Origin of the sequence: Ruthenibacterium lactatiformans, from assembly GCF_000949455.1 — a bacterium.
In the GTDB taxonomy this organism is placed as follows: Bacteria; Bacillota; Clostridia; order Oscillospirales; family Ruminococcaceae; genus Ruthenibacterium; species Ruthenibacterium lactatiformans.
In genome coordinates, this window is the sequence record NZ_JXXK01000060.1 from 1 (window position 1) to 8,719 (window position 8,719).

Annotated in this window: 9 protein-coding genes and 2 tRNA genes; all 11 read right to left on the bottom strand. The window is 52.2% G+C overall.

Annotated features, from left to right (window positions below):
- Positions 1–1,092: OmpL47-type beta-barrel domain-containing protein (locus TQ39_RS19090; protein ID WP_420865201.1), on the bottom strand; the 1,092-nt coding region annotated here is incomplete at its 3' end.
- Positions 1,093–1,160: 68 nt separating this feature from the next.
- Positions 1,161–1,661, bottom strand: coding sequence for a gamma-glutamylcyclotransferase family protein (locus TQ39_RS19095; protein ID WP_050006719.1), 501 nt, complete (start codon positions 1,659–1,661; stop codon positions 1,161–1,163).
- Positions 1,662–1,666: 5 nt separating this feature from the next.
- The gene (locus tag TQ39_RS19100; protein ID WP_050006714.1) at positions 1,667–2,653 is read right to left on the bottom strand and encodes an amidoligase family protein; all 987 of its coding nucleotides are present in this window, start codon (positions 2,651–2,653) and stop codon (positions 1,667–1,669) included.
- Positions 2,625–3,194, bottom strand: a complete 570-nt coding sequence (locus tag TQ39_RS21930; protein WP_338092851.1) for a DNA cytosine methyltransferase — start codon at positions 3,192–3,194, stop codon at positions 2,625–2,627. The genes TQ39_RS19100 and TQ39_RS21930 overlap by 29 nt, the downstream gene beginning before the upstream one ends.
- Positions 3,173–3,790 carry a DNA (cytosine-5-)-methyltransferase gene (gene dcm, locus TQ39_RS21935; RefSeq protein WP_338092852.1) on the bottom strand — a complete coding sequence of 206 codons (618 nt, stop codon included), beginning with the start codon at positions 3,788–3,790 and terminating at the stop codon, positions 3,173–3,175. The genes TQ39_RS21930 and dcm overlap by 22 nt, the downstream gene beginning before the upstream one ends.
- Positions 3,791–3,911: 121 nt before the next feature.
- A complete protein-coding gene (locus TQ39_RS19110) occupies positions 3,912–4,580 on the bottom strand; it encodes a hypothetical protein (protein WP_050006715.1) in 669 nt (222 codons plus the stop codon).
- Between the two features lie 420 nt (positions 4,581–5,000).
- A complete protein-coding gene (locus TQ39_RS19120; protein ID WP_167541557.1) occupies positions 5,001–5,927 on the bottom strand; it encodes a ParM/StbA family protein in 927 nt (308 codons plus the stop codon).
- Between the two features lie 695 nt (positions 5,928–6,622).
- Positions 6,623–7,063 carry a hypothetical protein gene (locus TQ39_RS21130; RefSeq protein WP_133303817.1) on the bottom strand — a complete coding sequence of 147 codons (441 nt, stop codon included), beginning with the start codon at positions 7,061–7,063 and terminating at the stop codon, positions 6,623–6,625.
- Positions 7,064–7,069: 6 nt separating this feature from the next.
- Positions 7,070–7,855 (bottom strand): hypothetical protein, encoded by a 786-nt coding sequence (locus TQ39_RS19125; RefSeq protein ID WP_050006718.1) that lies wholly within the window; start codon positions 7,853–7,855, stop codon positions 7,070–7,072.
- A gap of 481 nt (positions 7,856–8,336) precedes the next feature.
- A tRNA-Lys gene (locus tag TQ39_RS19130) sits at positions 8,337–8,412 on the bottom strand.
- Positions 8,413–8,601: 189 nt separating this feature from the next.
- Positions 8,602–8,676 (bottom strand) — tRNA-Glu (locus TQ39_RS19135).
- Positions 8,677–8,719: the final 43 nt, after the last annotated feature.

Genomic DNA, 8,719 nt, shown 5'->3' on the forward strand with positions numbered 1-8,719 from the left:
TGTGGCGGTAACGGCCAGCGTCATTTCCGTGTAGCTGCTGTCTGGCTGCTGCTCCACCTTTGAAATGACCGGCGCGACCTTATCCACCAGCGCGGTCTTGCTGGTCGTGCCGGAAACACGGCCCACATTGTCGATGGCGCGGGCGCTGATCGTATGCCTGCCGTGGTCTGCGATGGAAAGCACGCCGCTGTACGTCGTCCAGCTTCCGCCATCCAGAGAATATTCCGTGCGGGCAATACCGCTGTGTGCGTCGCTGTTGTCCTTGATGGCCGCCGTTACCATGCTGTTCGTCCACTGTTCCGTGGACAGCGTAATGCCGGGCACATTGGGCGAGGCCGGATCGATGTACACCTTTGCCGTGGCTGTCTGGCCGGAGGCGTTGCCCGCGCCGTCCACCACACGGGCGGTCACAGTCGTGATGCCGCCCGCGGTGATGGTCACAGTGGGGTCGCCCACGGGACAGCCCGTCCAGGCGCCGCCGTTGATGCTGTACTCGTAATGATGGACGCCGCTGCCGTAGTCGCCCGGCGTTGCGCTCCAGTCCGGCAGGCTCGTGCCTGTGTCTGTTCCGCCCGAAAAACGCACCACCGCGCTGTCCCTCTGCCAGCCTGTGGGCGCGCTGACCTGTACGCCGGCCGGCTCGGTGAGGTCATAGCCGTAATAGCAGCCCGCATACATCGGCACGTTGACCGGGATGTATACACGGTCGTTTGAAAGCTGCCCGTTGTTGTGCCTGTGCCGCACCAGCGCGTAGCGGATGCTCATGTCCCCGCCCGATGCCGCAATATCGTATCCATAGCACGGCATGTACAAATCTGCAGCCAGCGCCGTTCCCTGCGAATTCCCCAACGGGTCACGCCCGCACACCGGGCAGAGCCAGATGTCATAGTTGTTGGGCGATGTGAAGATCTCCCGTGTGTTGACGGTCTGCGAGCTGCCGGAATACATGTACCCGATCACGTAGGTATATGGCGTGCCGTTTCGGTCCGCGCCCAGCGCGCCGCCCGCAGCAAACGCCGTGGACGCAAACAGCGTCACACACAGCAGCAGCGCAAGAAAACTTGCGCTCCACCGCCTTACTTTTTTCTTCATTGTATCTTTCTTCCTCCATATTCAAAAAATATCCCCCGCCACTGCGGGCGGGGGCCTTTGCTGATTTTCTACCGTTCCCTGTCCTTTTTTCCGTGTGACTGCCGTTTCTCAAATACAGACAGTTCACGGTCCGTATCCAGCACCGCCCGCAGGATGGGCTTTTCATCGACCCCGTTCTGTTCGCATCCGGCAAGGATCCCCGCCAGATATCCCATGGACGGCATTGCGGGGATACGGCTGTACGGCTCCTGCATCGTGTATGCCATCACACGGAACTCTGCCCCATCACTTCCGCGCACACGGACGGTTTCCTTGCCGTACAGGGCCGGGAAGCCTTCGTAATGGTTTAAACTTTTTTCACAGGCTTCCGTAATCTTCCACAGCACGCCCTCCACTGCGCCGCCCTGTTTCGGCCGGATGCTTGCAACGCCGTTTCCGGGCCGTCCCGCGAAAAACAGCTCGTAACCTTCCAGCTTCGCCGTACAAACTGCTTCTGCCGCCGGGCACCGGTACGCCATCTGGTCCAGGTTCATGTTGCTGCCGTATGCAAAATACATTGCGTGTTCCATTTTCCTCATCTCGCTTCCTGCTGTTCTGTCCGCCTGTTCTGCAGGCAGACATATTGGCTGCGGTCGTACCGCCACGCCGGGTCGCCCGGCAGGTCTTTCAAAAGATGCATCCGAACATTTTTGTATTCTTCTCCCACGAGGCCAAGCCGCAGAAGAAAGGTCCGAAAGGTAAAGGCAGGATTTTCCGTCACCGGCGTTTTTTTCGCCAGCGTCCTCGTCTGGTTGATGGCCTGCGCGGAGATGGCAAGTGCCAGCGTGATGTTCGCGCGCGCCACGCCCGCGTGCAGCGTGCTCTCAAAACAGCGCCATTCCAAGGTGCCGCGGTAGAATACCGAATGCAGGTTGAGCGCATAGTACCGCGTCCAGTTGTAGTGGTCGTTGCTTCCGTCCCGTGTACCATACCACGCCTGCTTCAGCTGCTCCATCGTCAGATGCGGGGACAGCGCGCGCACGGTCCGCACTACATTCTCCCGCGAATACTGGCAATACTGGCTGATCCTGTCCGGCTTTGCGCCGATGGCCCGGAACAGGATATCCTCCTTGCTGTACATGATGGACAAAGCATTGCGCAGGCTGCGCGGCGTATGCCCGGAAGCATCCACATGCACATGCATCCCGCAGCTGTCATTCACGACTGCTCCCGCATGGCGGAGCGCGCGGATCACCTCCTGCAGCTTTTTCATCTCGCTGTATTCCAGCTTTGGTGAATTCATTTCCACACTGTACCGCCTGTCGTGTGCGGCGGCCTGCCGCCCGCATTCCCGGCGCGTGGTCTCGATGCTGCCGTCATACACGAACCGCCACTTTTTCCCAACGCCGTCCGTGACTTCCCACGGGTCGTAGGTATGGGATTCATGGGTTTGCCGGGCCGTCGTTCCGAACAGGGCCGCCACGGTCTGGGCGGCCTGTTCGCGGGTGATGCCTGTCATTTCGATCTCACACCCGAAATACTGGTCCTTTAGATCAAGCCTTGTCCATCGCCTCCAACTCATTGTGAACAGTGGCCAGACGTCTGCCGATGGCCTCCACAACAGTGACCGTAACGCCGTTGCCTGCCTGCTTGTATACCTGGTTATCGGACTGGATGGCCAGCACCCGGTCGATCCGGTCATCGCGCCAGCCCTGCAGCCGCAGGCACTCCCGCGGTGTGAGGCGGCGGATGCGCTTGCCTAACAGTACGCCATGTCTGTCTTTGGTCGTAAGCGTGAACATGGGTGCACCCGGCTTTCCTGTCCGGCTGGAATTGCGTTCTGGAGAAGAGACCAGTGGTGTCCTCACCGGTCTTGGCTCTAACGTCCCCTGTGTGGCATCCGTAGTGAGGGTATGGGCGGTCTGCCGCCCCACCCGGCCGCGCCGCGTATTCATCTGCGGATACGCGAGGTCGATGCTGTCGCCGGGATATGCCATCTTGTAGCCCTTTTTCGTGGCCTCCTTGATGGGTACGCCGCCGCTCACATCGTACAAACCTGTGCGACCACCGAAACCGCCGCAGCTCGCGGACAGCGTACAACTCACGCCTGCGGGGTCGTACACTCGGCTGCCCTGCGCTCCGTCCCGTAGCGCGGCAGGAGCTGCATCATTTGTTTCTCGGAAAGGTAATATTTTTCGGCGCATCGGGCGTCAAGATATCCCACAATGTACACCCGGCGTCTTGCCTGGGGCACATCAAAATCTTTGCTGTTGAGCACCTGCCATTCCACACCATACCCCAATCCGTCCAGCGTATCGAGGATCGCCGCAAACGTCCTGCCGCCGTCATGGTTAAGCAGGCCGGGTACGTTTTCAAACAGCAGATACTGAGGCTTCCGGGCTTCAGCCACTCGGGCAAGCTCAAAGAACAGCGTTCCTCTTGGGTCTGCGAAGCCATGCCTGCTTCCGGCAATGCTGAAACTCTGGCACGGAAATCCGCCACAGAGAAGCTCGAAATCCGGCATGCTTCCCGCGTCTGCTTTTCGGATGTCGTCACAGAACCACTCTCCCCTCGTGTCAAACAGCGCGCGGTAGCTGCGCTCCGCATGCTCGTCCTGTTCGCAATGGCCTGCACATTCAAATCCCCCGGCACGGCGCAGCCCCTCCCGGAACCCGCCGATGCCGGAGAACATATCAACAAATCGTATGGTTTTTCTCATCACGCTCCATCACTCAAATTTACTCTGCTCAGTATATTGCAAGCAGTAGGCATCCCTCCTTTTTCAAGAATGCACAAGGCCCATGCAGGGAACCCCGTGCATGGGCCTTGGTAATTTCGGTTTATTCTTCTCTGTACTCGTTCTCTGGCTTATCCTCATCGCTTTCCTCGCCGTACTCAGCCTCTGCTTCGTCCTCGGCAGTTTCCCCACCGTACTCGGCCGCTGCTTCGTCCTCGGCGCTTTCCTCGCCGTACTCGGCCGCTGCTTCGTCCTCGGCAGTTTCCCCACCGTACTCGGCCGCTGCTTCGTCCTCGGCGCTTTCCTCGCCGTACTCGGCCGCTGCTTCGTCCTCGGTGGTTTCCTCAATATACTCTGTCTCTGACGCATCTGTACCGGCATCCTCATTTCGCTCGGACAATCTGATTGTATCCTCTCGCTCCTGTTGTGCGGACATCAGCCGATTCCGCCGCTCTTTCATCGCCTCAGCGTTCCGCTCCAGCTCATCTTCGATCAGCCCGATGATGAATTGCTTCTGTGTTATCCGGCGATGGTATGTTTCCTCATACCAGACAAGGTACTCCTTGACCAGCTGGAAAAATTCTTCCGAGACCGCGAAGGCCAGTGTGCGTGTGTTCTCCATTGTGTTGTTCCGTCCTTTCTCATTTTCAAAATGTTCAGTGATGACTTGCTCCAGCGCAAAGGACATCGTCCATCCTCGGGCTTCCATTTCGCTGCGGAACCGGGCATGCAGCTCTGTCGGGATTTTTCCTGTCACAGTTTTCTGCTCCATATGGCAGCCTCCTTTGTTTTTCCCGCCTTTCTCTGGCGGCAACACAAGCATACTCGAAAACCATCGTGGCAGCTATCACGAAGACCAATAACCTTTTGCCTGTATTTTTCGAACTTTACGTCACAACCAACAATAGCTGACCCTTACTTTTTCAGTCGATCTACAGCCCCGCCAAAAAGTCGAGCATCTGGCTGGGTACAGCTTTTTCTTCCGCTGGCGGTTTGAGCTGGAGTCCCCGTATTTCTTCTTTCAGCACGCGCCGCAAGGTTTGTTCCAGAATATTCTGCTCTGTATTCTGCAAAAGAGCGCGTACTACAAATGCGGTTCTTTGGCCCTCCGGCACAGCCTGCAGGATGTCCCATGCCTTTCGTTGTTCCGCATCTTCAAGGCGTGGCCGAAATGAAAAACAGGGCCTCTTTTTCACGCCTTGCCTCGGGCGATCATCTGCTGTGCAAGACGCTCGAATCCCGCCGCGTTGATTCGGCTGTCAGGCAGCGGGAACATCCGGCACAAATGATCACTTTCCCGGACATATCGTTTCACCACACTGGCGCCGCCGCCCAGCATCACCACCGGCATTGCCTTGAGGTCAAAGCCGGCCTCCATTGCCGCAGACAGCAAATGTTCCGTATATACGCGGCCCTGCTGCCGAATCACCTCTCGGGCCTTCTCGTCCAGCGCACAGGGTAATCCACTCAATACGCGCTCGATCTGCGCGTCCGTTACAGACAGCCCCATGGTGCGGTGTACCTGTTCTCTCGCACTGTCCAGACAACGGATCATGCCCCATTCCAAACTGCGGCAGGTATCCGCGTTGGGCACAGCGTTATCAAGCCGCATCAGATCCACCGTCCAGCCGCCAATATCCATAAGCAGGACAGACGGTTCCCCGGTTATCAGCTCCGGGTGAAGAGCGAGCGCCGAATACCCTTGTGGAAACAGTTTCACGTCTGTGATTGTCACCTCATACGACACATCTTCATACCGATACTGCACCGGCTGGGAAGAACGCCGCAGATATTTTTCAAAGCCTTCCTTCTCACGGCCAAAGCCTGTCAAGGGCAGCCCCGCCGCCAGTATTACCGAACAGCGGCCCTTTATCCCCCTCTGCCGCAATTCTTTTGCGATGGCTGCAAGTGTCAACAGGTAGTAACCGCCACTCGCCGTTTTATCCCGCTGCAGCGGCTGCCGTCCTGTCCCGCACACATACCAGCGCCCCTCGTATTCCAACACATCCTGCCGGGTGTAGGGCTCATGCTCATATGCCGTGATCCCCGTGGGAAACACACAATGCCGTGTTTTCATGGCATAGTAGCCATGGTCAATGCCAAGGATCTCCTGTTCGATTTTTCTCTCTCCTTTCTGAGCTTGTGGAAAACTCCCTTCTCTTTTCCCCAGCCGGTAATATACCCGGGGTGGGGGTATGGGGGAGGGGTAAAACGCAGTACGCCCCGGTTTCCCGGGGCGTCTGTTTCAAACCTCTGCCTGCAAAAGGGTACACTTCCCCCTGGGCATGGAACCTGTAAAAAAATAGCCCCAGCTGTAGCTGGGGCCTGTTCTATATATATGATCGTCTCCCTGTGCACATGGGAGACGGAGCAACAAATTATTAGGCGGCATGCCTCGTACGCCTTGTGTATATCGATATTCTATCCGTCTTTCCCTATGTTAAAAATACACGCTATGCTCTGTTTGAAGCTCCTGGTGTCAAATGTTTTGCAGTCTCTGACATAATGAAGTCATCCAATAACCGAAACACCTTCAATGGCAGTTTCCAAGTACTTCATAGCACTTCTTATTAGCTCCCATACAAAAATTCACCATAACACAAAACCATTAAAAATCATTTTTTGAAACTGTGACTGACAATTAATTTCGGCGGAAAATAGCTGATTTATATCGGCTCCTGCAATCGAGATGCTATTTCTCTTGCAAATTTATTATATTAGCCTTTCATTGCCCTCGTCTCACCCCTACAAGATCTAGCTTTGTAAGTTACAATTTTCAGCTTTATCATTTCAAGCAATGTATATTTGTAGAAATCATTTGACCGATTTTCCAAGAGAATTCACTAAAAAAATAAGCATAAGCCATAAAAGAAAAATATTGGCAGAGAAGAGTCCATATGAAAGAGCACTCCCTACCTTTAACAAGAGTAGCGGAAGAACTATATTTGATGGTATCAAGAATAGACAACTAACTGCAATTAACAAAATACATGATAGTCCTGCATATCGGAAATATTCCGCTAAAACCCCTAGTAATGTTTTATCTGGTTGTTCACCATCTGTTGTACTTTTCAATTCTTTAGCATATTGACTTCCCAGCAAAGCAGAAACCGCTGCAATATATACCCCCATCGCAATTGAAGCTACCGTAACAGCGACTTCAGCCATCGGCTCAAATTTCCAATCAAATATAGCTGCAACAATAAATGTTACCAATACACAAATCCCCAGTTGGTGCTTATGGCGTTTGTACATGAGCTCTCACCTCAGCTTTTCCAATAAAAGCCTCCTAACCTCATAAGAATCGAAATGTTCATTCTCATCCTTGGTAGGGTGAACAATAATATATTTCAATAAGGATGAAAAGTCAAAAGTTTGCTCCACACCCGCATCATCACAACCAATTACGATAACATTTTCAAATTCTTCCTTATGATGGCTAAAAAGATCTACAATTTGTCTTCCACCTTTATGTATTGGAACATCTCCATACGCGATTTTAAGCTGAATTTTTTTCGGCAAATCTTGGCCCCATATATTTCCAATTTGTACAAACAAGTCACTTCCTTGGCCAAACATATCGTCTACTTGCGTATATTGAAATCCACGAATGGCTTTTATTCTGTCGCAAAACTCATCAACTGATCCGTATACATTATTTATCCGAAACTCTTTTTGAAGTGTATAGCTTAGATATCTTTCTAAAAAAGTACGGCGATTCAAGTCATTCATATATAAATAATGTTCCATACAATCATAACAGGCGAAGAACTGTTGTCTAGGCTCAATCTGTTCTTTAGAACGTGGATTAGGTTCTCTTTCACCGGTTTCACTATTAATTACATAATCTCGAAACTTTACGGCATCGTCATAGTCGCAAGACATCCAAAAAAATCTGTTGTCTGCAATCTCCATCTCGATAGAATACAAATATTTATGCCGTTCTGGTCTGTATGTACGATTTCCCTTTTTTATGACCGCTTGAAAATCTTCTAACGATGCTTCGCGTACACCATCGACGCGCAGGAGGAAGTTGCAAAATGTCAAGAATAATCACTCCTAAGCCAGTTAGTCCGTCCTTAAATTAATCTTTAGGCATTTCGTTCGCTATAACCTTCGCCGTTATGCCCTAATACCAAAAAAGAAAAACAATATACAAATATAGTGTATCTGAAACCATATTGACAGTCAATGAAATTAACAAATTAATTCACAAAAATCACTTGACAGCTTTGCAATTCTATGCTCTAAAAGCTATATACTAAAATTCTTAGATTCTTTTCATACATCATCATTAAAATATTTCCTTTTCCAAAGTGCCGCTCAAACTATGAGTTTTCCTTTTTCATAACTTAAGTCTTTTTGTCGTACCGACATAGTCTTCAATTCCTCTGAAAACAAAAGCCCGGCGCTGTTGCGATACAATACGCCGGGCTTTCTGATCTGAACTGCAGGCAGTTGAATGTTTTTGTAAATCTCTTTCGGATATAAAAAACCACCGTTCTCTTTGAAAGGAACAGTGGTTTTGTGGTGCGCTTCCAGGGACTCGAACCCTGGGCCCGCTGATTAAGAGTCAGCTGCTCTACCAACTGAGCTAGAAGCGCATATGTTGGGTCTGCAAATGCTCACAAACCCTGTTGTCATGCGGTTTTCCGGGCTTCAAATCTCCGCTTTAGTCGCTCGCTTTTGCCGCAATTTTGTTGGTAAAATTAGCTTGAGCTTGCGCCTGTTGCTCTACCAACTGAGCTAAAAGTGCAAAACAGCCGCAAGAGATGGGGCGCAGAACACAAAAATGGTGACCCCTGGGAGAATCGAACTCCCGATTTCGCCGTGAGAGGGCGACGTCTTAGCCGCTTGACCAAGGGGCCATATTTTGGGGAAAAAGCTGGTTTTTCCCCAAATAAGGAAAAG

Excerpts from the sequence above, each read along its gene's own strand:
- TQ39_RS19095 (WP_050006719.1), bottom strand. The coding sequence starts at position 1,661 with ATGGAACACGCAATGTATTTTGCATACGGCAGCAACATGAACCTGGAC.
- TQ39_RS19100 (WP_050006714.1), bottom strand. The coding sequence starts at position 2,653 with ATGAGTTGGAGGCGATGGACAAGGCTTGATCTAAAGGACCAGTATTTC.
- dcm (WP_338092852.1), bottom strand. The coding sequence starts at position 3,790 with ATGAGAAAAACCATACGATTTGTTGATATGTTCTCCGGCATCGGCGGG.
- TQ39_RS19110 (WP_050006715.1), bottom strand. The coding sequence starts at position 4,580 with ATGGAGCAGAAAACTGTGACAGGAAAAATCCCGACAGAGCTGCATGCC.
- TQ39_RS21130 (WP_133303817.1), bottom strand. The coding sequence starts at position 7,063 with ATGTACAAACGCCATAAGCACCAACTGGGGATTTGTGTATTGGTAACA.